Origin of the sequence: Leucobacter komagatae, assembly GCF_006716085.1 — a bacterium.
Classification (GTDB): domain Bacteria; phylum Actinomycetota; class Actinomycetes; order Actinomycetales; family Microbacteriaceae; genus Leucobacter; species Leucobacter komagatae.
This window is the reverse complement of record NZ_VFON01000001.1, coordinates 2,269,747-2,290,364: the sequence shown is the minus strand read 5'-3', so window position 1 is coordinate 2,290,364 and position 20,618 is coordinate 2,269,747. Positions and strand designations below refer to the sequence as shown.

The 20,618-nt window shown below is 67.0% G+C and carries 20 protein-coding genes; 17 read left to right on the top strand and 3 right to left on the bottom strand.

What is annotated here, in order from left to right:
• Positions 1 to 235: 235 nt before the first annotated feature.
• Positions 236 to 1,216, bottom strand: coding sequence for an epimerase (locus FB468_RS10465; protein ID WP_141887286.1), 981 nt, complete (start codon positions 1,214 to 1,216; stop codon positions 236 to 238).
• Positions 1,217 to 1,384: 168 nt separating this feature from the next.
• On the opposite strand from FB468_RS10465, the gene FB468_RS10460 reads away from it, so the two are divergent.
• The 4 genes from FB468_RS10460 (at position 1,385) to FB468_RS10445 (ending at position 5,168) form a co-directional block, all read left to right on the top strand.
• A complete protein-coding gene (locus tag FB468_RS10460) occupies positions 1,385 to 1,870 on the top strand; it encodes a Dps family protein (RefSeq protein ID WP_425460824.1) in 486 nt (161 codons plus the stop codon).
• A 160-nt stretch (positions 1,871 to 2,030) separates the two neighbouring features.
• Positions 2,031 to 3,317, top strand: a complete 1,287-nt coding sequence (locus FB468_RS10455) for an adenylosuccinate synthase (RefSeq protein ID WP_121076318.1) — start codon at positions 2,031 to 2,033, stop codon at positions 3,315 to 3,317.
• A gap of 41 nt (positions 3,318 to 3,358) precedes the next feature.
• Positions 3,359 to 3,667 (top strand): chorismate mutase, encoded by a 309-nt coding sequence (locus FB468_RS10450; protein ID WP_141887284.1) that lies wholly within the window; start codon positions 3,359 to 3,361, stop codon positions 3,665 to 3,667.
• A 214-nt stretch (positions 3,668 to 3,881) separates the two neighbouring features.
• Positions 3,882 to 5,168, top strand: a complete 1,287-nt coding sequence (locus FB468_RS10445) for an alpha-L-fucosidase (RefSeq protein WP_141887283.1) — start codon at positions 3,882 to 3,884, stop codon at positions 5,166 to 5,168.
• Here the strand turns inward: FB468_RS10445 and FB468_RS10440 are convergent.
• Complete coding sequence (locus tag FB468_RS10440) at positions 5,165 to 6,301, bottom strand: ROK family transcriptional regulator (RefSeq protein WP_121076327.1); 1,137 nt, start codon at positions 6,299 to 6,301, stop codon at positions 5,165 to 5,167. The genes FB468_RS10445 and FB468_RS10440 overlap by 4 nt on opposite strands.
• 208 nt (positions 6,302 to 6,509) lie before the next feature.
• Between FB468_RS10440 and FB468_RS10435 the strand changes: the two genes are divergently transcribed.
• From FB468_RS10435 to FB468_RS10400, 8 genes are read left to right on the top strand one after another with little or no spacing between them, the layout of a single operon-like run.
• On the top strand, positions 6,510 to 7,766 hold the full coding sequence (locus tag FB468_RS10435) for an ABC transporter substrate-binding protein (RefSeq protein ID WP_141887282.1): 1,257 nt from the start codon (positions 6,510 to 6,512) through the stop codon (positions 7,764 to 7,766).
• A gap of 30 nt (positions 7,767 to 7,796) precedes the next feature.
• Positions 7,797 to 8,708, top strand: a complete 912-nt coding sequence (locus tag FB468_RS10430; RefSeq protein ID WP_119282560.1) for a carbohydrate ABC transporter permease — start codon at positions 7,797 to 7,799, stop codon at positions 8,706 to 8,708.
• Positions 8,698 to 9,627, top strand: a complete 930-nt coding sequence (locus FB468_RS10425; RefSeq protein ID WP_246055848.1) for a carbohydrate ABC transporter permease — start codon at positions 8,698 to 8,700, stop codon at positions 9,625 to 9,627. Before FB468_RS10430 ends, FB468_RS10425 begins: the two co-directional genes overlap by 11 nt.
• A complete protein-coding gene (locus tag FB468_RS10420; RefSeq protein WP_141887281.1) occupies positions 9,624 to 10,607 on the top strand; it encodes an ROK family protein in 984 nt (327 codons plus the stop codon). The genes FB468_RS10425 and FB468_RS10420 overlap by 4 nt, the downstream gene beginning before the upstream one ends.
• 29 nt (positions 10,608 to 10,636) lie before the next feature.
• On the top strand, positions 10,637 to 12,169 hold the full coding sequence (locus tag FB468_RS10415; RefSeq protein WP_342777260.1) for a M81 family metallopeptidase: 1,533 nt from the start codon (positions 10,637 to 10,639) through the stop codon (positions 12,167 to 12,169).
• Between the two features lie 14 nt (positions 12,170 to 12,183).
• Positions 12,184 to 13,530 (top strand): alpha-L-fucosidase, encoded by a 1,347-nt coding sequence (locus tag FB468_RS10410; RefSeq protein ID WP_141887279.1) that lies wholly within the window; start codon positions 12,184 to 12,186, stop codon positions 13,528 to 13,530.
• Between the two features lie 10 nt (positions 13,531 to 13,540).
• Positions 13,541 to 14,263, top strand: coding sequence for a copper homeostasis protein CutC (locus FB468_RS10405; protein WP_141887278.1), 723 nt, complete (start codon positions 13,541 to 13,543; stop codon positions 14,261 to 14,263).
• Positions 14,260 to 14,583 (top strand): L-rhamnose mutarotase, encoded by a 324-nt coding sequence (locus FB468_RS10400; protein WP_141887277.1) that lies wholly within the window; start codon positions 14,260 to 14,262, stop codon positions 14,581 to 14,583. Before FB468_RS10405 ends, FB468_RS10400 begins: the two co-directional genes overlap by 4 nt.
• Positions 14,584 to 14,596: 13 nt before the next feature.
• Here the strand turns inward: FB468_RS10400 and FB468_RS10395 are convergent, their stop codons facing one another.
• Entirely contained in the window at positions 14,597 to 15,334 is a 738-nt protein-coding gene (locus tag FB468_RS10395) for a GntR family transcriptional regulator (RefSeq protein ID WP_141887276.1), read from the bottom strand.
• A 99-nt stretch (positions 15,335 to 15,433) separates the two neighbouring features.
• On the opposite strand from FB468_RS10395, the gene FB468_RS10390 reads away from it, so the two are divergent.
• The 5 genes from FB468_RS10390 (at position 15,434) to FB468_RS10370 (ending at position 20,603) form a co-directional block, all read left to right on the top strand.
• Entirely contained in the window at positions 15,434 to 16,135 is a 702-nt protein-coding gene (locus FB468_RS10390) for a FadR/GntR family transcriptional regulator (RefSeq protein ID WP_141887275.1), read from the top strand.
• Positions 16,136 to 16,267: 132 nt separating this feature from the next.
• Positions 16,268 to 17,125 carry a fumarylacetoacetate hydrolase family protein gene (locus FB468_RS10385; protein WP_141887274.1) on the top strand — a complete coding sequence of 286 codons (858 nt, stop codon included), beginning with the start codon at positions 16,268 to 16,270 and terminating at the stop codon, positions 17,123 to 17,125.
• A complete protein-coding gene (locus FB468_RS10380) occupies positions 17,125 to 17,880 on the top strand; it encodes an SDR family NAD(P)-dependent oxidoreductase (protein WP_141887273.1) in 756 nt (251 codons plus the stop codon). Before FB468_RS10385 ends, FB468_RS10380 begins: the two co-directional genes overlap by 1 nt.
• Positions 17,881 to 18,017: 137 nt before the next feature.
• Complete coding sequence (locus tag FB468_RS10375; protein WP_141887272.1) at positions 18,018 to 19,331, top strand: enolase C-terminal domain-like protein; 1,314 nt, start codon at positions 18,018 to 18,020, stop codon at positions 19,329 to 19,331.
• A 36-nt stretch (positions 19,332 to 19,367) separates the two neighbouring features.
• Positions 19,368 to 20,603 (top strand): alpha-hydroxy acid oxidase, encoded by a 1,236-nt coding sequence (locus tag FB468_RS10370; protein WP_141887271.1) that lies wholly within the window; start codon positions 19,368 to 19,370, stop codon positions 20,601 to 20,603.
• Positions 20,604 to 20,618: the final 15 nt, after the last annotated feature.

Genomic DNA, 20,618 nt, shown 5'->3' with positions numbered 1-20,618 from the left:
TCAACCGTACCCGCAGCTCCAGCCCGCCCTGCCAAACTGCCTGTTCCTGGCAAGAGAGGCCCTTGCCAACGGCGGGGTTCGGGTCTTCTGGCGAGAAAGGTGCTCTCCGGTGGGGCTGCGCACATGGTTCTTGCGAGATCACATCCTTATCCACGTCAGAAAGGTGTGCTGGTGCGAATATGGTGTGGCGGAGGGCAGAAGGACCCAGGCCAAGCACAGGCCCGAGCCGCAGGCGCTACCCCCGCCGACCCGCCCACACGTCGCGCAGCGCCGGCTCAAGCTCCGGCCACGCGAACTCGTAGCCCGCCTCAAGTAGCTTCTCGGGCACTACCCAGCGGCTCTTGAGCACCATCTCGGACTCGGTGCGCAGCACCCAGGTCGCGGGCTCGAGCATCCAGCGGAACGCGGGCAACCCGATCCAAGCCCCAACGGTGCGGCGCAGCGCTCGCATGACCGTGCGGTTGTCGCTCGGGCCGGGCGACGCCACGTTCACGGGGCCACTCAGTGTTTCGGTGTCGAGCGCGAAGCGCACCGCCCCCACGATGTCGTCGATGTGCACCCAGCTGAACCTCTGCCGGCCGCGGGTGCGGTGCCAGCTGGCGCTCGGCTCGGTCGGGTCCGGCCCGATCCCGCGGTAGCGCCGGTGCGGAAACCACGGACCGTCGTACTGCGGCCCGCCGACCCCGAGCCGGGCGAGCCTGAACAGCGTGTTGGTGGCTGGGCCGTCTCCAAGGGCAATCGCGATCCTGAGCGCGACGCGGCGCGTGCCGGGAAGGTCGGCGGCGAAGAACTCCCGCTCCCAGTTCCTCGCGACGTCGACGGAGAACCCGGCGCCGAGTTCGCCGTGCGCCTCGGTTTGTGGACGGTCCATCGCGTGCCTGTAGATCGTGGCCGTACTCGAGTTCAGCCACACCCGCGGCGGCCGAGCGCTCGCCGCGATCGCAGCTGAAAGCTCGCGCGTGGTGTCGACGCGTGAGCGCAGGATCTCGTCGCGGTTCGCATCGTTGTAGCGGCAGTCGACGCTCTTGCCTGCGAGCCCGATCACGGCGTCGGCGCCGTCAATGAGGCGAAGGATCGCGGCCTGGTCTCCCCACGTCGCGTCGGCCCCGCTGCGGCCGATCGTCGCGACGTCCCAGCCGTCTCGGGCGAGTTCCTCCCGGAGCTTCGACCCGAGAAACCCCGAGGCGCCCCCGATGACAATGCGTCTGCTGGCCATGTTTCCCCTCGCGGTGAACGATCCGTGTCGACTTGGTCATAGCCTAGCCAGCTCCTGCCAAACACTCACCGAATTCTTAGGCCAGTGCCCAGATTCAGCACGTAGCCTGGTCATACCGAGTGCCCGGCACGTACGGGCGCTCCCGAGAGAAGGGAAGCCAGTATGACTATGCAAGAAGCCCGCATCCCGGCCGCGCAGGGCGACATGAATCGCCCGAGTGGGGTCGCCCAGTACCTGAGCCCGGTTGTTCAGGATCTCGTCGCCCTCCACGTCAACGCCAAGCAGGCGCACTGGCACGTGCGCGGAGCGAACTTCATCGGTGTTCACGAGTTCCTCGACACCGTCGTTGCGAACGCCCAGGCCGGCGCGGACGAGGTCGCCGAGCGGATCGTCGCCCTCGGCCTTCCCATCGACTCCCGCATCGCGACGGTCGCCGCGCGTACAACCACGCCCGAGCTGTCGCCCGGGTTCCAGCAGTCCGACGTTACCGTGCGCGAGATGGTCGCGCAGCTCGACGCCACGCTCGCGACTATCTATCGCGCGATCGAGGGGCTCGAGGAAATCGACCCGGTGAGTCAAGACATCGCGATCGCAATTGCCCAGCAGCTCGATAAGGATCGCTGGTTCCTCCATTCCCACATCGCTGAGGCATAGCTGACGCTCTGCAGCGTCAGCGTCTCAGTCGGCCCCGCGGCACCCCCAGACACCCTGTCTGGGCGCGCCGCGGGGCCGCTTCATGACGCCTCCCGGGCATGGAAAGCGAGCCTCCGCTAGACTGGGTCGGTATCTGCCTAGTGCGAAGGAAGGGGCTGAGATGCCCGCTGTACTGATCACCGGTGCCCAATGGGGCGATGAGGGAAAGGGTCGCGCAACCGACCTGCTCGGGAGCCGCGTTGACTACGTCGTAAAGTTCAACGGCGGTAACAACGCCGGTCACACGGTCGTCATTGGCGACCAGAAATACGCGCTGCACCTGCTCCCCTCGGGCATCCTGACCCCGGGCGTCGTGCCGGTCATCGCCAACGGCGTTGTTGTTGACCTCGCGGTGCTCAAGCTCGAGCTCGACGCGCTCAAGGAGCGCGGCGTAGACGTCTCCAAGCTGAAGGTGAGCGCGAACGCGCACGTCATCACCGAGTACCACCGCACGCTCGACAAGGTCACCGAGCGCTTCCTCGGCAAGCGCCAGATCGGCACGACCGGTCGCGGCATCGGCCCCGCCTACGCAGACAAGATCAACCGCGTCGGCATCCGTATTCAGGACATCTTCGACGAGGGCATCCTTCGTCAGAAGGTCGAGGCAGCGCTCGACTTCAAGAACCAGGTGCTCGTCAAGATCTATAACCGTCGTGCGATCGACGCCGACGAGGTCGTGAACGACCTACTCGCGTACCGCGAGCTCCTCGAGCCCATGGTCTGCGACACCGGCCTGCTGCTGCACAACGCGCTCGCCGACGACAAGACCGTGCTCTACGAGGCTGGCCAGGCGACGATGCTCGACATCGACCACGGCACCTACCCCTTCGTGACGAGCTCGAACGCGACCTCCGGCGGAGCCGCGACCGGTTCGGGCGTTCCCCCGCACAAGATCGATCGCATCATCGCGGTCATCAAGGCGTACACGACGCGCGTAGGATCCGGGCCGTTCCCGACCGAGCTCTTCGATGAGATGGGCGAGTTCTTGCAGACCAAGGGCGGCGAGTTTGGCGTGACCACCGGTCGCGCGCGCCGCTGCGGTTGGTACGACGCCCCGATGGCGCGCTACGCGGCCCGCATCAACGGCGTCACGGACTTCGTGCTCACGAAGCTCGACGTGCTCTCGGGCATCAAGTCGATCCCGGTGTGCGTCGCCTATGACGTGAACGGCGTTCGCCACGACGACATGCCGGTGAACCAGTCAGACTTCCACCACGCGAAGCCGATCTACCAGGAGTTCCCGGGCTGGGACGAGGACATCTCGGACTGCCGCACGTTTGAGGAGCTCCCGAAGAACGCGCAGGACTACATCCGCGCGCTCGAGGCCATGAGCGGCGCCCGGTTCTCGGCCGTCGGCGTCGGCCCGGAGCGCGAGCAGGTTGTCGAGCTGCACGACCTGCTGAGCTGAGACCTGCTGAGCAAAGATCTGCTGAGCTGAGAAGGAGAGCGATGACGAGCCCCACTCCTGAGGAGCGCCTCGGGCGACTCCGGTCGAGCATCGACAACATCGACGCTGCCCTCGTGCACATGCTCGCGGAGCGCTTTCGGTGCACGCAGGAGGTCGGCCAGCTGAAGGCTGAGCACGCGATGCCCCCGGCCGATCCTGCCCGCGAGGCGAGGCAGATCGCCAGGCTGCGGAGCCTCGCGGAGGCCGCGAACCTCGACCCAGAGTTCGCCGAGAAGTGGTTCAACTTTGTTGTCGCCGAGGTGATCCAGCACCACACCGCGATCGCCGCGGACTCGCGCGACGAGGCGTAGCCGGCCGCACGCCCAGCGCCGGCCATTCTTACCCAAATATTCTTGTGCCCCTCATTTTTCCCCGGAAAATGAGGGGCACAAGAATATTTGGGGGTTGAGGTCGAGGGCTTCCCGGGGCAATAACCCAACGCCGATCGGGTGCCGCCTGCGCGAGCCCGGGCGACTCGCGAGTTTTGACGAGCGCGCTCAAAAGAACTGTGTGAAGATTGTGCGCATGTCTTCACAGCCTGAGCATCAGTGGTTCGACGAGGCGCGCATCGGAATGTTCGTGCACTTCGGCGCCTACAGCGTCGCCGCCCGCCACGAGTGGGTGCAAAACTACGAGCGACTCACCGCCGCCGAGTACCTGCCGTACGTCGAGAACTTCGATCCTGATCGCTTCGACGCCGGCGAGATCGCGCGAACCGCGAAGCGTCTCGGCGCCGGCTACGTCGTGCTGACGACGAAGCACCACGAGGGCTTCGCGCTGTGGAACTCGCGCCAGTCAGACTTCACTGCGCACGCCGTCTGCGGGCGGGACCTCGTGCGCGAGCACGTCGACGCGCTTCGCGCCGAGGGGCTCCGTGTTGGCCTGTATTTCTCGCTCATCGACTGGCATCACCCCGATTTCCTCATCGACTGGGTGCACCCGCGCCGGGACGACGACAACGCACAGGAGCTCAACGCCGGCCGCGACATGGAGCGCTACCGCGCCTTCATGCACGCGCAACTGCGCGAGCTGCTCACCGAGTACGGCCAGATTGACTACATGTTCTTCGATTTCAGCTACCCGGAGCACAAGGACGGCTGGGACGGCAAGGGGCCGGCCGACTGGGATTCTGAGGCGATGCTCGCGATGTGCCGTGAGCTCCAGCCAAACATGCTCGTCAACGATCGCCTCGGCATCCCGGGAGACTTCTACACACCCGAGCAGTACCAGCCGACCGAGCCGGTGCGGCGAGGCGGCGAGCTCGTGCGCTGGGAGGCGTGCCAGACGATCAACGGCTCATGGGGGTACCACCGAGACAACCTCGATCAGAAGTCGGCACCGCTGCTCGCGCAGATGCTCACCGACTCCGTCTCGATGGGCGGCAACATGCTGCTGAACATCGGGCCGGACGGGCGCGGGGGGATCTCACCCCGCGACCGCGCCGTGCTCGAGACGCTCGGGGAGTGGACTGAGCTTCACCGCGGGGCGATTGTGGGGGCAGGCTACGCGGAGTTCGAGCCGCCGCGCGAGGGCGCGTACACCCGTCGCGGTGATCGCCTCTACCTGCACCTGGCGACCTGGCCGCTCGGCTACGTGCACCTGCCGGGCCTCGCAGGGAAGGTGACGTTCACGCGGCTGCTGCACGACGGCTCTTGGCTGCGCACCTCGGAGAGCGATCCGAACTCTGAGGGGTCGCAGATGGAGGCCGCCGGTCAGCCCGCTGGCACGCTCACGGTGCACCTGCCGGTGCAGCGCCCCGACGTGCTCATGCCCGTCATCGAGCTGCGCCTGGCCGACGGTGTGTCTAGCTAGGCGGTGAGATCGACGGCGTCGAGCGCGATCCGCGCCGCGCCGTAGAGCGCGGCGTCCTGCCCGGACGCGGCCGCCTCGATGAGCAGCGTCTGCGTCGCGAGCGGGTGGCAGGCCTCGTAGACGCGGCTGCGCACGGCGGCGATGAACGGTTCGCTCGCGCTCAGGCTGCCCGTGAGGAACACGGCGTGGGGGTTGAAGAAGTTCACGACCCCGGAGAGCGCCTGCCCGAGATGGGTTCCCGCGGTGCGGATGAGGGTTGTCGCGGTCGGGTCGCCGTCCCGTGCGAGCGCGAGGACCGCGGCGGCGTCGGGCACGCTCTGGCCGAGCTCTCCCATCTGGCGCACGAGGCTCGCGCCGCTCGCGACGGTCTCGAGGCAGCCGCGGTTTCCGCAGGAGCAGGGCTCATTGAGGGTCGGGTCGATCTGCGTGTGCGTGATGTCGCCGGCCGCGGCGGTCGCCCCGCGATGGATCGCGCCCTGCACGATGATCCCGCTGCCGATCGCGGTGCCCGCCTTGACGGTGATGCTGTCTTCGGCGGGGGAGAGTCGCCGGTGGTGCTCTCCGAGCGCCATGAGGTTCGCGTCGTTGTCGACGACGGCGGGGACGCCGAGGAGTTCGGTGAGGCGTTCGCGGACCCGATAGCCCTGCCAGCCAGGCATGCGCGATGGCTGGTCGACGCTGCCAGTTTGCAGCCGGACTGGGCCCGGCAGTGCCATTCCGATCGCCCGGATCTCCGTGTCGCCGGCGAGTGCGCGGCAGCCGGCGGCGACCTTCTTGAGGGTCTCTTCCGGGCCGGCGGCGATGTTGATGGGGATGGTCTCGGACGCGTGCAGTTTGCCCGTGAGATCGAGGAGGCCGATGCGGGCGTGGCCGCCGCCGAGCTCGGCGGCGAGGATCCGGGCCTCGGCGACATTCACGCGTAGCCGGCGTGGCCGCCTGCCCCCGCTCGAATTGCCGTGGCCGTCCTCGCGCAACACATCGGCGTCGATGAGCGCCTGCACGCGCAGGGAGACTGTCGAGACGGCGACGTCGAGGATCTTGGCAAGCTCGCTGCGCGAAGCCGCCTGCCCGCCGGCGACAAGCTCGACGATCCGACGGTTCTGGTCATCGAGGGGGTTCGGTGAGAGTGGCACGTTCCAACTTTCTTCGATCTTGGTAGAAGTCTAGCCCGCACTGTCCGCGGAGCGAAAGGCCATATACGCGCAAATGTTTCGATTCGGCAACGCCAAAAAACAGGTATTTGTCGAGACGGGAATCTTCTGGCAATATGACATCTGTCGAAGCCGAACAAACTTTGTACGACGCTCGAACAAACTTATCCGATGCCTGAGGAGGCGTTCAATGAAGAAGATTAACCTGGTGCCACTCGTGGCCATGACCGTTGGTGCGGCCGCGGTGCTCACCGGCTGCAGCGGCAGCGGATCTGCACCCAAGGACGACAACACAATCGTGATCGACATGTGGGCGGGCTCGGAAGACGACACGACCGCGCTCAACGAGCAGCTCAAGATCGCTCGGGAGCAGAACCCTGACCTGAAGATCGAGCTCCGCACCGCGCCGTGGGGTGACTTCTTCACCAAGCTCACCACCAACATGGCATCGGGCAACATGGCCTGCGTTACCGGCATGAACAGCGGCATGCTGTCCAGCTACACCGACGGCTTCGTGAAGCTCACCGACGAGGACCTGAAGACCGCCGGCCTGAGCAAGGACGACTTCGCGCCGGGCGCGACCGAGATCCTCGAGAATAAGGGCGACATGTACGGCCTGCCGTTCGACGTCTCGACCATGGTCACGTACTACAACGAGGATCAGCTGACGGCCGCGGGCGCGGACCTGCCGAAGGCTGGCTGGAGCTTCGAGGACTTTGAGGCCACCGCCAAGAAGGCAACGACCGGCGGCAAGTACGGCTTCGGCATCGGCATGGGCGACTTCCAGTGGCAGGCGCTTCCGATCGCGAAGTCGGGCACCCAGCCCGTCACCGAAGACGGCGAGCTGCAGATCGGCGACTCGGCCTTCACTGACGCTGCCGAGTGGTACGCGTCGCTCGTCACCGAGCAGAAGGTCGCGGCGCCCGTCGCGTCTGCATCCGACGGCGGCTGGGGCGAGAACCAGTTCACCAGCGAGAACGCGGCGATGGCCGTCGACGGCACCTGGAACGCGGTCGGCTACCTCACCAACGACGCCGGCTTCAAGGCGGGCCTTGCGCCGCTGCCGACCGGCGCGAACGGCAACCTCAGCCTCGTGCTCGGCTCGGGCTTCGGCATCGCCGAGACCTGCGAGAACAAGGAAGCCGCGCTCAAGGTCATGGGCTCGCTGCTCAGCAAGGACGCACAGGACTACGTCGCGTCCTCCGGCCGCAGCTACCCGGCACGCGCCGAGAGCCAGCCGCTCTACTTCGAGTCGCTTGACGAGGCGTACCGCGATCAGGTGAAGGCCGTCTTCGACGAGGCCTTCAAGGACGTCGAGGGCCAGCGCGTCTCGGACAACTGGGCAAAGGTCGGCACCTTCGTGCAGCCCGAGCTCGTGAGCGTCTACAACGGCCAGGCCGACATGCGTACCGTGCTCGAGACTGCTCAGAAGCAGTTCAGCAACTGATTCACCACACAACTAGGTAAGTAGAACAGAATGACCACACTGCAGGCGCGTCAGCGCAGCCGTCGGTCGTTCGCCAAGATGGAGGCGCGCCAGGCGCTGGGCTTTGCAAGCCCGGCCCTGGTGGGCCTCGCTCTGTTTACGATCGTTCCGGTTGTCTTGTCCGTCGTGATGAGCTTCTTCAACTGGCCGACGTTTGGCGAACGCACCTTCATCGGGATTGGGAACTACGCCCGCCTCTTCGAGGATCCGGCATTCATGCCAGCGCTTCGAAACACCCTCGTGTATACGGTGCTGTACGTGCCTGCAAGCGTGATCCTCTCGCTGCTGCTCGCCGTCGCGCTCGGCCCGCGCATTCGCGGCCGCGGCGCGCTGCGGGTGCTCTTCTTCATTCCGGTCGTCACCCCGATGGTCGCGAACGTGCTCGTCTGGAAGATGCTGCTGCAGCCGCAGGGGCTCTTCAACGGCCTCGCGCAGACCTGGTTCGGCCTCGAACTGCCGAACTTCCTCGCCGACAAGAACTGGGCGATGATCATGGTCGTCGTCATGAGCGTCTGGCAGGGCCTCGGCTACAACATGCTCATCTTCTCGGCGGCGCTCGAGCAGCTCCCAGAGAGCGTGATGGAGGCCGCCCGCATCGACGGTGCGAAGGGCTTCCGCCTGCTGTGGAGCGTGACGATCCCCATGATCTCCCCGTCGATCTTCTTCGCAACGATCATGACGATGATCACCTCGCTGCAAGTCTTCGTGCAACCGCAAATGCTCACTGGCGGCGGCCCTGGCAACGCCACCGCCCCGCTCGTCATGTGGATCTACAACCAGGGCTTCAAGTACCAGGAGCTCGGCCTCGCCGCGGCCGGTGCATGGATCCTGTTCGCACTGATCATCATCATCACCGCGGTCCAGTTCCGACTGCAGAAGAAGTGGGTGCACTATGAGCACTGATCTCAACGCCACACGGGTGATGGCCGTCGCCGCTGCCGGCGGCGAGGCCGCGGTGCGGGGGGCCAAGAAGCGGTCGCGCGAGCCGATGACCCCCGGCGAGCGCATCCGGCTCGTCAACGCTCACATCAGCATTTACGTCGCCGCGGCGCTGTTCATGCTTCCCCTCATCTACGCATTCTTCTCGGCGCTCAAGCCGAACGGCGAGATGTTCGCGATGCCGCCGAGCCTGTTCGGCTCGGAGATCCGGTGGTCGAACTTCGCCGAGGTCTTCGAGTTCGGCCCGTTCTGGACGTACATCGGCAACTCGCTGTTCGTCGCGGTGGCTGGCACCCTCGTCGTGCTCGTCGTGTCTACGACTGCAGGCTACGCGTTCGGCAGGCTGCGTTGGAAGGGTCGCGACGCGGTCTTCGTGATCTTCCTCGCGACGATGATGGTTCCCGCCGAGGTCCTCGTCATCCCGATGTTCCAGGTCATGCAGTGGTTCAACTGGGTCGACACCTACCCGGCGCTGATCTTCCCGTTCGCGTTCACCGCGTTCGGTACGTTCCTGATGCGGCAGTTCTTCCGCGGCATCCCATACGAGCTTGAGGAGGCTGCGCGCATCGACGGCGCCGGCCCGATCCGCACGTTCCTGCGCATCATCCTGCCGCTCTCGAAGTCCGCGGTCGCCGTGCTCTCGGTCTTCACGTTCATGAGCTTCTGGAACAGCTACCTGTGGCCCCTCATTGTCACCGTCGACCTCTCGGCGCGCGGCACGCTGCCGATCGGCCTCGCCAGCTTCTCGGGTCTGACCGGCACGCGGTGGGACCTGCAGATGGCGGCCGCGATCATCTCGATGATCCCGACGACGATCCTCGTGATCGCGCTGCAGAAGCACCTCGTGAAGGGCATCGCGATGGCAGGTCTCGGCGGACGATGACGCACACAGCAGACACTCACACGGGCGTCTTCGCGGGAATCGACATCGGCGGCACCAAGATCGCCGTCGTCCTCGTCGACGCCGCGGGCGATATCCTCGCCCGCGGCTCGGCGGTCGCGCCGGCAAAGGAGGGCGGCGAGGCGATGGCGACGACCGCCGCCCGCCTCACCGCCGACCTGCTCGGCGAGAGCGGCGGAACGCTCGGCGCTGCTGGCGTGGGCGCGGCCGGGGTCTTCGACTACGACACCGGGGTGGTCACCGCGGCGTCATCGACCTTCGTCGACTGGGTCGGGTTCCCGCTGCGTACGCGCCTCGAGGAGCTCCTCGGAGTTCCGATCGCGATCGAGAACGACGTTAACGCGTTCCTGCTCGGCGAGGTCGCGTTCGACGCGCACGCCGAGCCCGACGCGTTCGGCGTCATGCTCGGCACTGGCGTCGGCGGCGCGCTCATCCTCGACGGCACGCTCCGCCGCGGCGCCCGCGGCGGTGCCGGCGAGATCGGCCACACCCCGGGGTACAGCGATCTCGTCTGCACCTGCAAGCAGACCGGCCACCTTGAGACGCTCGCGTCGGGGACGTCGATCGGGCTGCGGTACGCGGAGCGCACGGGAGCGTCCGGGCTGACGGCGAAGGAGATTGCGGATCGGGCGCGCGCGGGCGACGCCGACGCCCGTGCCGTGTTCGCGAACGCCGGACGGGCGCTCGCGCTCGCCTGCGCGTCGATGTCGACCCTCCTCGACGTCGCCGAGGTGATTGTCGGCGGCGGGGTCTCGCACGCGTGGGACCTGCTCTCGCCGGCGATGGATGAGACGCTGCGGACCGCGGCGCCCATCACCGGAACCCCGCTCAGGATCCAGCGCGCGAAGCGCGGCGGCGACGCCGTCGCGCTCGGCGCTGCAGCCTCAGCGCAGAAACTTCTCCGGGCGACACTCGCCCAGGCACAGTCGAACACGCAGACACGCGAAGGAGCCGCACGGTGACGAACGAGATGGAAGCACACGAGATCTGGATGGGCCCGCTGCCGGAGCTCGCTCCGGGCGGGATCGCCCGTCCCCGGATCGGGATCGCGGGCATCTCGATCGAATCGAGCACCTTCTCCCCGCACGTCTCCGGGGACGAGGCGTTCACGATCCGGACCGGCGCAGACCTGCGCGGCTACTACCCGTTCCTCGACGAGGGCCGCGATCTCGGCGACGCCGCCGAGTGGGTGCCGCTCTACCACGGCCGCTCGCTGCCGGGCGGCGCCGTTGCCCCCGCGACATACGCGCGTATGAAGGATGCGATCCTCGACGCGATCCGCGCCGAGGGGCCGTTCGACGGCTTCTTCTTTGACATCCACGGCGCGATGAGCGTCCAGGGCATGGTCGACGCCGAGGGCGACCTCGCGACCGCGGTGCGCGAGGCCCTCGGCCCCGACACCCTCGTGACGACGTCGATGGACCTGCACGGCAACGTCTCCGAGACGCTCCGCGACGCCGTCGACCTGCTCACCTGCTACCGCATGGCCCCGCACGAGGACTGGCTGAACACGAAGGAGCGCGCCGTGCACGCGCTGCTGTCGCGCCTCCGCGGCGAACACGGCACCGACCCGCTCGCGCGGCGCCCCCTGAAGGCCTGGGTGCCCGTGCCCGTGCTGCTGCCGGGCGAGAAAACGAGCACCCGCCTCGAACCGGCGCGCAGCATCTATGCCGAGCTGCCGAAGATCGAGGCGCTGGCGGGTGTCGCCGACGCCGCCGTCTGGGTGGGCTACGCGTGGGCCGATGAGCCGCGCTGCCAGGCGTACGTCGTGGTGACCGGTGACGACCGCGAGCTCATCGCCCGTGAGGCGGAGCGAGTAGCGCGGATGTACTGGGACGCGCGCGAGGACTTCGTCTTCGTCGCGGAGACCGCATCGCTCGACGGCGCACTCGAGAACGCCCTTGCCCCCGACGCGGCGCGCCCGTTCCTCATCTCCGACTCAGGCGACAACCCGACGGCTGGCGGCGCGGGCGATGTGACCTGGACGCTCACCGAGCTCCTGCGGCGCGAGGAGCTCACCCAAGGGGAGCTCACGACGCTTGTCGCATCGATCTTCGACGCCGACGCGGTCGCCGCGGCGGTGGCGGCCGGGGTGGGTGCGGAGGTGCGCCTGACCGCTGGCGCGCGCGTCGACGCCGGCCCGAGCGGCCCGGTCGAACTCGCCGGCACCGTGTTCTCGCTCACCGACGGCGACCCCGACGCTGGTACGCAGGCGGTCATCGCCGTCGGCGGGGTCCACGCGATCGTCACCGAACGGCGGAAGCCCTTCCACCACCTCGACGACTTCCGAATGCTCGGGCTCGACCCGGAGACCGCGGACATCGTCGTCGTGAAAATCGGCTACCTCGAACCAGAACTCTACGAACTGCAGCGCGGCTGGACGCTCGCGCTCACACCGGGCGGCGTCGATCAGGATCTGCTGCGGCTCGGCCACCACCGGCTTGCGCCGGGGGTCTACCCGTTCGATTCCAGCGGCACACCCGCGCTGACGGCGGTCGTCGGTCGCCGTGGTGAAGACGACTAAGGAGCACTCCTCTCATGATGAATTTTGAGTCGCGGGTTGGCCCGGACTTCGGTGACAACGCGCCCGTCTACCCGACGAACGGGGTGCCCGAGTGGTACCGCGATGCGAAGCTGGGCTTCTTCATTCACTGGGGCCTGTACTCGGTGCCCGCCTGGGCCGTCGAACACGGCGAACGGTTCGTGCCGACGGAGGACGCCTACGCCTGGCACCAGTACGCGGAGTGGTACGGCAACACCGTGCGCATCGCGGGAAGCCCGACGTGGGAGCGTCACCAGGAGGTCTACGGACCCGGCGTGAGCTACGAGGACCTTGCGGACAGGTGGGACGCGGGCGCGTTCGACGCCGAGAGGTTCGTGGGCGAGCTGCTCGGCGCCGGCGCCAAGTACATCGTGCCCGTCACGAAGCACCACGAGGGGTTCTGCCTCTGGGACACCGAGACGACGGGGTTCAACTCGGTCGCCCGCGGCCCGAAGCGCAACCTCATCGGCGAGCTGCACGACGCGACACGTCAGGCGAACGCGCGCTTCGGTGTCTACTTTTCCGGCGCTCTTGACTGGCACGTCAGCGACTTCCCGCCGATCGAGTCCGACACCGACCTGTTCCGGTTCCGCCGCAACGATCCAGCGTTCTCGCGCTACTCGGCCGAGCAGGTCGACGAGCTCATCGAGCGGTTCTCGCCCGACGTGCTCTGGAACGACATCGACTGGCCCGACGGTGGCAAGGGGCACGAGGATTACGGCGTGGCGTCGCTGCTCGGCCGGTACTTCGATGCCGTTCCCGACGGGGTCGTCAACGACCGCTGGGGCGTGCCGTACAACGGCTATCTGACGCGCGAGTACACGAACGTCGAAGAGATTCAGCAGCAGCCGTGGGAGTCGACGCGCGGCCTTGGGTTCTCGTTCGGGTTCAACCAGGACGAGAGTGAGAAGCACTCGCTTTCCGGCACGCAGCTCGTTCGCCACCTCGTCGACGTCGTCTCGAAGAACGGCAACCTGCTCATCAACGTCGGACCGACCGCGGCCGGCGAGATCCCAGCGCTGCAGCTGCAGGCGATGCGCGAGATGGGGGCCTGGCTGCGGGTCAACGGCGAGGGCATCTACGGCACGCGGCCGTGGATTCGCGCTGAGGAGCGCGTTGGCGTCTCGCGTCGCTACACGGCGTCGGCCGGCGCGGTGCACGTCCACGTCATGGAGCCCGCCGCAGGCGAGGTCGAGCTGCCAGCCGAGCTGGCGGGCCGCGCCGCCGCCTGGGCGGACGGCACCGCCGCGGAGGAGACGACCGGAAGCGACGGCGTCGTGCGTGTCTCGATCCCTGTCGGCCTGCGCGCCGAACCCGTCGCGATGCTCACCGTCAGCGTGTAAGGATCACTGTATGACTCTCCTCGAAATTGCTGTCCAGGACGTCGCCGGCGCGCGCACCGCGATCGGCGCCGGCGCGGACCGGCTGGAACTCTGCCAGGCGCTTGGCGTCGGCGGGCTCACCCCGTCGATCGGCACGATCGAGCAGGTTGCCGACGCCGTCGGGGGCGAGCGGATCGCCGTACTCGTGCGCCCCCGCCCCGGCGGGTTCGTCTACGACGCCGACGAGGTCGAGCTCGTGAGCCGCGACATCGTGGCTGCGGCGGCGCGCGGAGCGGGCGGCGTTGTCGTCGGCGCGCTCACCGAGGCGGGACTCGTCGACACCGAGGCGCTGCGGCGCTGGCGCGAGGCCGCGGGCGACGCCGACCTCGTCTTCCACCGAGCGATCGATACGCTCGAACAGCCGGAGACCGTGCTCGAGTCGCTCGTCGAGGCTGGCGTCACACGGATCCTCACCTCCGGCGGCGCGGTGCGCAGCCTCGACGGCGCCGAGACCCTCGCGCGCCTCGTCGAGGCAGCGGAGGGCAGGCTCGACATCATGGCCGGCGGCGGGGTGACCGTTGAAGCGATCCCGACGCTCGTGGCCGCGGGGGTCGCCGCGATCCACCTCTCGGCCAAGCGGCCGTCGACGAGCGCGGCCCCGAGCGGCCCGGGCGGCGGGGCGCCCGAGTACGACGTCACCGACGCAGGCATTGTCGCCGCCGCCGCAGCGGCGCTTGCCGGGGCCGCCCGATGAGGCGCGTCGCGCAGGTCATCGGGCTGCCCGCGGAGCACCGCGAGGCGTACGAGCGCTATCACGCGGACGTCTGGCCGACGGTGCTCGAGCGAATCACCGCGAGCAACATTCAGAACTACTCGATCTTCCGCCACGGCGAGCTGCTGTTCTCGTACTTCGAGTACGTCGGCGACGACTACGAGGCCGACATGGCGAGGATGGCGGCCGACCCCGAGACGCAGCGGTGGTGGGCCGTCCAACAGCCGTTGCAGCGGCCCCTGCCCGAGCGCGCCGAGGGCGACTGGTGGGCCGACCTGCCCGAGGTCTTCCACCACGAATAGCGAGTTCGCCCCGTCAAAGGGAGAGCGAGGTTGTCGCCGCAGGCCGATCCTCGTGGGTGCCGGGAAGGTACGGTGCCCCTGAGTTCACCCCGTGGGCGACCTCGAACCTCAGGTAGGCGGCGGTGAGGTGGTCGCGCATCGCCTGCTCCGCGGCCTCCGGCTCGTGACCGCGGATGGCCGCATGGATGACGCGGTGCTCCGCGACGGTGAACTCGCCGGTGCGCTCGCCCGGGTGCAGCCGGAACGCGTGGAGATGGCAGTGGGTCTGCGCGTACGCGGTGCGCACGACCTCGTTTGACGTGCTGCGCAGGATCGCGTCGTGGAAGCGGATGTCGTGGTCCATGAGTTCGTAGCGAATGTCGGACTGGCGGCCGATGAGGTCGGTGATGTCCGCGATCTCCCGCTCGAGAACGTAGCCCGGGTTTTGCAGCCGATCCATCGCCGCGATCTTTGCGGCCCACGGCTCGACGAGTAGCCGGAACTCGAACAGCTCGCGCAGCTCCGCCGCGTTAAGGATCGGCGTCGTCCGGTAGCCGCGGCCCGGCTCCTGCACGACGAGGTTGTCGCCCTGCAGCTGCCGGAGTGCCTCGCGCACCGGGGTCGATGAAACCTCGAGCTCGCGGGCGAGCGCATCGATGTTGATCCGCGCGTTGGGCGGGATCTCCTCCCGCAGCACGCGCGACCGGATCAGCTCGTACACCGACGCGGACGCGTGCGGGTCGGCCTGTGAGTGATCCGGGTTCGAAGCCATGGATGATCCCCTCGGGAGTCGGCGGGCCTCTCGTGCTGGTGCCCGTGCACTCAAGCGTAACGGGGTTTCGCGGTGTGCGGCCTCCTCTAGGATCAGAGCATGGCAGTCACTGATGATGTGATTTTTCGCATCAAGGAAATGATCCGGACCGGAGATCTCGCGCCCGGCGACCGGTTGCCCCCGGAGAAGGAACTCGGCGAGCTGCTTGGGGCCTCCCGGAACTCGCTCCGCGAGGCTGTGAAAGCCCTCGAGGTGATCAGGGTGCTCGACGTGCGCCGGGGCGACGGGACCTACGTGACGAGCCTCGAGCCGAGCATGCTGCTCGAGGTGATGAACTTCGCGGCAGACCTTCACAGCGATGATTCCGTGCTGGAGATGTTCGCCGTGCGGCGGATGCTCGAACCGCAGGCCGCTGCGCAGGCGGCCCGCACCATGGACGCTGACGCGCTCGCGGCGCTCGAACGCGAGGTCGCGGGCGTGAGCGAGGAGACCGACACCGACGCCCTCGTGCAGCATGACTCAGACTTTCACCGCGCGATCGTCGCCGCCGCAGGCAACGGCTACCTGTCGAGCCTCGTGGAGTCGCTCGCGGCTCACACCGTGCGCGCCAGGGTCTGGCGTGCGCTCACGCAGGATGGCGCAACGGGCCGGACAATCTCAGAGCACCGCGAGATTGCGCGCGCCATCGCCTCGGGGGACTCGGAGCTCGCAGCGGCCCTCATGACCGCCCACATCGCGGGAATCGAGAGCTGGCTTCGGGAGGCCACGGCGCCCCCGGCAGCTCCGACTGACGCAGCGTAGCCCCAAAGATCCCACATCTAATCTCGGCAGGCGGGATTTTTGGGTGTATCTGCCCTCGTTTTCGGGTGCAGTGGCTCAATTTCGGATACAGTTTCTTGTAAACATCCCATCTTTGCGAGAAATGAGTGTTCAATGAAGTTCGCCCAGCTTGGTCCCATCGGGGCTGAAATACCCGCCCTCGTGACCGACTCGGCCACGTACGATCTGCGCGCAATCACCGCGAAGATCGACGGCGCATTCCTCGAATCAGGGATCCCCGAGGCGCAGCGCCTACTCGATGCCGGCGAATTGCCCGTGCTTGATGGGGCCGCCGAGATGCGCATCGGTGCCCCGATCGCGCGCCCGTCGGCGCTCGTGTGCGTCGGCATGAACTACGCCGCGCACGCGGCCGAGTCGGGCTCGGCGCCGCCCGAGAACATGGTCATCTTCAACAAGCTGCCGAACACCGTGGTTGGGCCGAACGATGTCGTCGTCATTCCGAAGGGGAGCGTCAAGACCGACTGGGAGGTCGAGCTCGGCATCGTCATCGGGAAGCGCGCGAGCTACATCGAGTCGCTCGAAGCGGCAGAGGACTACATCGCGGGCTACGTCGTCGTGAACGACCTGTCCGAGCGCACCTGGCAGATCGAGCTGTCGGGCGGCCAGTGGGGCAAAGGCAAGTCCGCTCCCGGGTTCTCGCCGACCGGCCCGTGGCTCGTCACCCGCGACGAGATCGACGCGCAGAACGTGCGGCTGCGCAGCAGCGTGAACGGCGAGACGCGGCAGGACTCGACGACCGCCGACATGATCTTCAGTATCGCGCACATCGTGCACGAACTCAGCCAATACATGGTGCTCGAGCCCGGCGATCTCGTGCTCACAGGCACACCCGAGGGCGTCGCGCTCTCCGGCCGCTTCCCCTACCTCGCGGCGGGTGACGTAGTCGAGGTGTCGATCGAGGGTCTCGGCGGCCAGCGCCAGGAGTACGTCGCGTACGAGGAGGCGAACTGATGAGCGGAGAATTTGACGGACTTGTCGCGATCGTCACGGGTGGGGCTTCCGGGATCGGCGCGGCGATCGTCGACAGGTTCCGGGCCGGCGGCGCCGAGGCGGTCGTGTTTGACCTGAACACCGAGAACGTACCCGAGGGCGTGTTCGCCGTGCGCGTCGACATCGCCGACACCGACAGCGTGAACGCCGGCATTCAGGCTGTGGCGGAGCGCTTTGGCCGCATCGATATCGTCGTCAACAACGCAGGCGTCGGTGCACAGGGCACCATCGAGACGAACGACGACGCCGAGTGGCAGCGGGTGCTCAACATCAACGTGCTCGGGCTCGTGCGGGTGTCACGCGCCGCGCTGCCGTGGCTCCGCAAGTCGCCGGCAGCCGCGATCGTGAACACTGCGTCGATCGCCGTAACCGCCGGGCTTCCCGAGCGCGCGCTGTACGGCGCGTCCAAGGGGGCCGTGTACTCGCTCACGCTGCAGATGGCGGCCGACCATCTCCGGGAGGGCATCCGGGTGAACTGCGTGAATCCAGGCACGGCGAACACGCCGTGGGTGCAGCGCCTGCTCGACTCGGCGCCGGATCCCGTGGCGGAGCGCGCGGCGCTCGAGGCGCGCCAGCCGCACCTGCGGCTCGTCCAGCCGGAGGAGGTCGCAGCGGCGGTCGCCTACCTGGCGAGCCCGCTTGCCGGGTCAACGACGGGCACGGCGCTCGCGGTCGATGGCGGCATGGACGGACTCCGGCTGCGGCCCACGGCGTAGCAGCTGACTTCCACGAATGGGCCGTCGCCCTCCTGCAACGCGCGGGGGAGCGGCGGCCCTCAGTGTTTCGTCGCGCGTGCGCGCAAAGCCCGAAACTAATCGTGTAGGAAATTGCTAGGTCATATAGGATTCTCAACATGCCTGTTATTACTTCGGTGCGTAGCTACGATGTGCGCTTTCCTACTTCGCTTGAGCTTGATGGCTCCGACGCGGTCAATGTTGATCCTGATTATTCGGCCGCGTACGCGGTGCTTGAGGCTGACAATGGTGAACGTGGGTATGGCCTCGTGTTTACTGCTGGCCGTGGCAACGAGATCGTTGCGAAAGCGATTGAGAGTTACGGGGCCCGGCTGGTGGGGCTTGAGCTCGATGAGTTAGTGAATGATCTGGGGGCCGCGGCGAAGCGCCTCGTGCATGATTCGCAGTTGCGGTGGCTTGGCCCGGAGAAGGGCGTCTCGCACATGGCTGCTGGCGCGGTGATCAATACGCTGTGGGATGTGCGGGCGAAGCGTGAGGGGAAGCCGTTGTGGCGGCTGCTTGCTGAGATGAGTCCCGAGGAGATTGTTTCGGCGATTGATTTCACGCACATTCAGAACGCGTTGACTCCTGAGGAGGCGCTTGAGATTCTGCGTGCGGGTGAGGCCGGGAAGGCTGAGCGGTTGGCGGAGCTTGCCGCGAATGGGCATCCCGCGTACACGACGACGCCTGGCTGGCTGGGGTATTCCGACGAGAAGCTTGTGCGCTTGTCGAAGGAGGCGGTTGCGGCCGGGTACGACATGATCAAGTTGAAGGTTGGGACGAGCCTGGAGGACGACGTGCGGCGGATGCGGCTCGCGCGCGAGGCTGTGGGGCCCGAGGTCCGGATCTCGATTGATGCGAATCAGCGGTGGGAGGTCGATGAGGCGATCGCGTGGACGAACGCGCTTGCCGAGTTTGATCCGTTCTGGATTGAGGAGCCCACGAGCACTGATGACGTGCTGGGGCACGCTGAGATTCGCCGTAGTGTGGCGCCGATCAAGGTGGCGACAGGTGAGGCGGTGATGAACCGGATCATCTTTAAGCAGATGTTGCAGGCTGGGTCGCTTGACGTGTTGCAGTTGGACTCGACGCGGGTTGCTGGGGTGAATGAGAATCTTGCGATTCTGGTGATGGCGAAGAAGTTTGGTGTGCCGGTGTGTCCGCATGCTGGTGGTGTGGGGCTGTGCGAGTTGGTGCAGCACTATTCGTTCTTTGACTACGCTGCGCTCACGGGGGAGATTGGGTGGAAGCGGGTTGAGTTTGTGGATCATTTGCATGAGCATTTTGTTGAGCCGGCGCGGGTGGTGAGCGGGAGTTATGTTGCTCCGGTGTTGCCGGGGACGGGTGCTGAGATGCTGGAGGCGTCGCGTGATCGGTGGGTGTTCCCTGGTGGTGCTGGGTGGGTGGAGTTGCGGGCTGCCGGCCGCATCTAACCCCAACTCGTTTCGACAGTAGAAAGGCGGCGTCAAGTGGTCCAGCGACAGTTCCCTCGCCCCAGCGAGATCCTCGATCTCATGAAGTTCAAGAAGCCTGAGCTCAACGGAAAGAAGCGCCGCCTCGACGGCGCGCTGACGATCTATGATCTGCAGCGCATCGCGAAGCGCCGCACCCCCAAAGCTGCGTTCGACTACACCGACGGCTCAGCCGAGGGCGAGCTTTCGCTGAGCCGTGCGCGTCAGGCCTTTGAGGACATCGAGTTCCATCCCTCGATCCTGCGGGATGTCTCGACGGTCGACACTCGCGCGCAGATCTTCGGCGGCGAGTCCGCAATGCCGTTCGGCATCGCGCCGACGGGGTTCACGAGGCTCATGCAGACCGAGGGCGAGATTGCCGGGGCTGGCGCAGCCGCCGCGGCAGGGATCCCGTTCACGCTGTCGACGCTCGGCACCACATCGATCGAGGATGTGAAGGCGACGAACCCGAACGGTCGCAACTGGTTCCAGCTGTACGTCATGCGGCAGCGCGAGATCTCCTACGGCCTCGTTGAGCGCGCGGCGGCGGCGGGGTTCGACACCCTGATGTTCACCGTCGATACGCCGGTTGCCGGCGCGCGACTGCGCGACGCCCGCAACGGCTTCTCGATCCCGCCGCAGCTCTCGCTCGGCACGATTGCGAACGCGATCCCGCGCCCCTGGTGGTGGTGGGATTTCCTCACGACACAGAAGCTTGAGTTCGCTTCGCTCTCCTCCACGGGCGGCACCGTCGGTGAGCTGCTCGACTCGGCGATGGACCCCTCGATCTCGTTCGAGGACCTCGACGTGATCCGTTCGATGTGGCCTGGCAAGCTCGTCGTGAAGGGCGTGCAAAACCTCGAGGATTCGAAGAAGCTCGTCGACCTCGGAGTCGACGGCATCATCCTGTCGAACCACGGCGGGCGCCAGCTTGATCGCGCGCCGATCCCGTTCCACCTGCTACCGGAGGTCGCGCGCGAGGTGGGGCACCACACCGAGATCGCGATCGACACCGGCATTATGAACGGTGCAGACATCGTTGCCTCGATCGCAATGGGCGCGAAGTTCACGCTTGTCGGGCGAGCGTACCTGTACGGCCTCATGGCGGGCGGTCGCGAGGGGGTGGATCGCATGATCACGATCCTCTCCGACCAGATCGTGCGCACGATGAAGCTGCTCGAGGTGAAGACGCTTGAAGAGCTCACCCCGGCGCACGTCACCCAGCTGCAGCGGCTCATCCCACGCGGTCAGTAGGGCCCGCGGGCTCGC

Excerpts from the sequence above, each read along its gene's own strand:
- FB468_RS10465 (WP_141887286.1), bottom strand. The coding sequence starts at position 1,216 with ATGGCCAGCAGACGCATTGTCATCGGGGGCGCCTCGGGGTTTCTCGGG.
- FB468_RS10460 (WP_425460824.1), top strand. The coding sequence starts at position 1,385 with ATGCAAGAAGCCCGCATCCCGGCCGCGCAGGGCGACATGAATCGCCCG.
- FB468_RS10455 (WP_121076318.1), top strand. The coding sequence starts at position 2,031 with ATGCCCGCTGTACTGATCACCGGTGCCCAATGGGGCGATGAGGGAAAG.
- FB468_RS10450 (WP_141887284.1), top strand. The coding sequence starts at position 3,359 with ATGACGAGCCCCACTCCTGAGGAGCGCCTCGGGCGACTCCGGTCGAGC.
- FB468_RS10445 (WP_141887283.1), top strand. The coding sequence starts at position 3,882 with ATGTCTTCACAGCCTGAGCATCAGTGGTTCGACGAGGCGCGCATCGGA.
- FB468_RS10435 (WP_141887282.1), top strand. The coding sequence starts at position 6,510 with ATGAAGAAGATTAACCTGGTGCCACTCGTGGCCATGACCGTTGGTGCG.
- FB468_RS10430 (WP_119282560.1), top strand. The coding sequence starts at position 7,797 with ATGACCACACTGCAGGCGCGTCAGCGCAGCCGTCGGTCGTTCGCCAAG.
- FB468_RS10425 (WP_246055848.1), top strand. The coding sequence starts at position 8,698 with ATGAGCACTGATCTCAACGCCACACGGGTGATGGCCGTCGCCGCTGCC.
- FB468_RS10420 (WP_141887281.1), top strand. The coding sequence starts at position 9,624 with ATGACGCACACAGCAGACACTCACACGGGCGTCTTCGCGGGAATCGAC.
- FB468_RS10415 (WP_342777260.1), top strand. The coding sequence starts at position 10,637 with ATGGGCCCGCTGCCGGAGCTCGCTCCGGGCGGGATCGCCCGTCCCCGG.
- FB468_RS10410 (WP_141887279.1), top strand. The coding sequence starts at position 12,184 with ATGATGAATTTTGAGTCGCGGGTTGGCCCGGACTTCGGTGACAACGCG.
- FB468_RS10405 (WP_141887278.1), top strand. The coding sequence starts at position 13,541 with ATGACTCTCCTCGAAATTGCTGTCCAGGACGTCGCCGGCGCGCGCACC.
- FB468_RS10400 (WP_141887277.1), top strand. The coding sequence starts at position 14,260 with ATGAGGCGCGTCGCGCAGGTCATCGGGCTGCCCGCGGAGCACCGCGAG.
- FB468_RS10395 (WP_141887276.1), bottom strand. The coding sequence starts at position 15,334 with ATGGCTTCGAACCCGGATCACTCACAGGCCGACCCGCACGCGTCCGCG.
- FB468_RS10390 (WP_141887275.1), top strand. The coding sequence starts at position 15,434 with ATGGCAGTCACTGATGATGTGATTTTTCGCATCAAGGAAATGATCCGG.
- FB468_RS10385 (WP_141887274.1), top strand. The coding sequence starts at position 16,268 with ATGAAGTTCGCCCAGCTTGGTCCCATCGGGGCTGAAATACCCGCCCTC.
- FB468_RS10380 (WP_141887273.1), top strand. The coding sequence starts at position 17,125 with ATGAGCGGAGAATTTGACGGACTTGTCGCGATCGTCACGGGTGGGGCT.
- FB468_RS10375 (WP_141887272.1), top strand. The coding sequence starts at position 18,018 with ATGCCTGTTATTACTTCGGTGCGTAGCTACGATGTGCGCTTTCCTACT.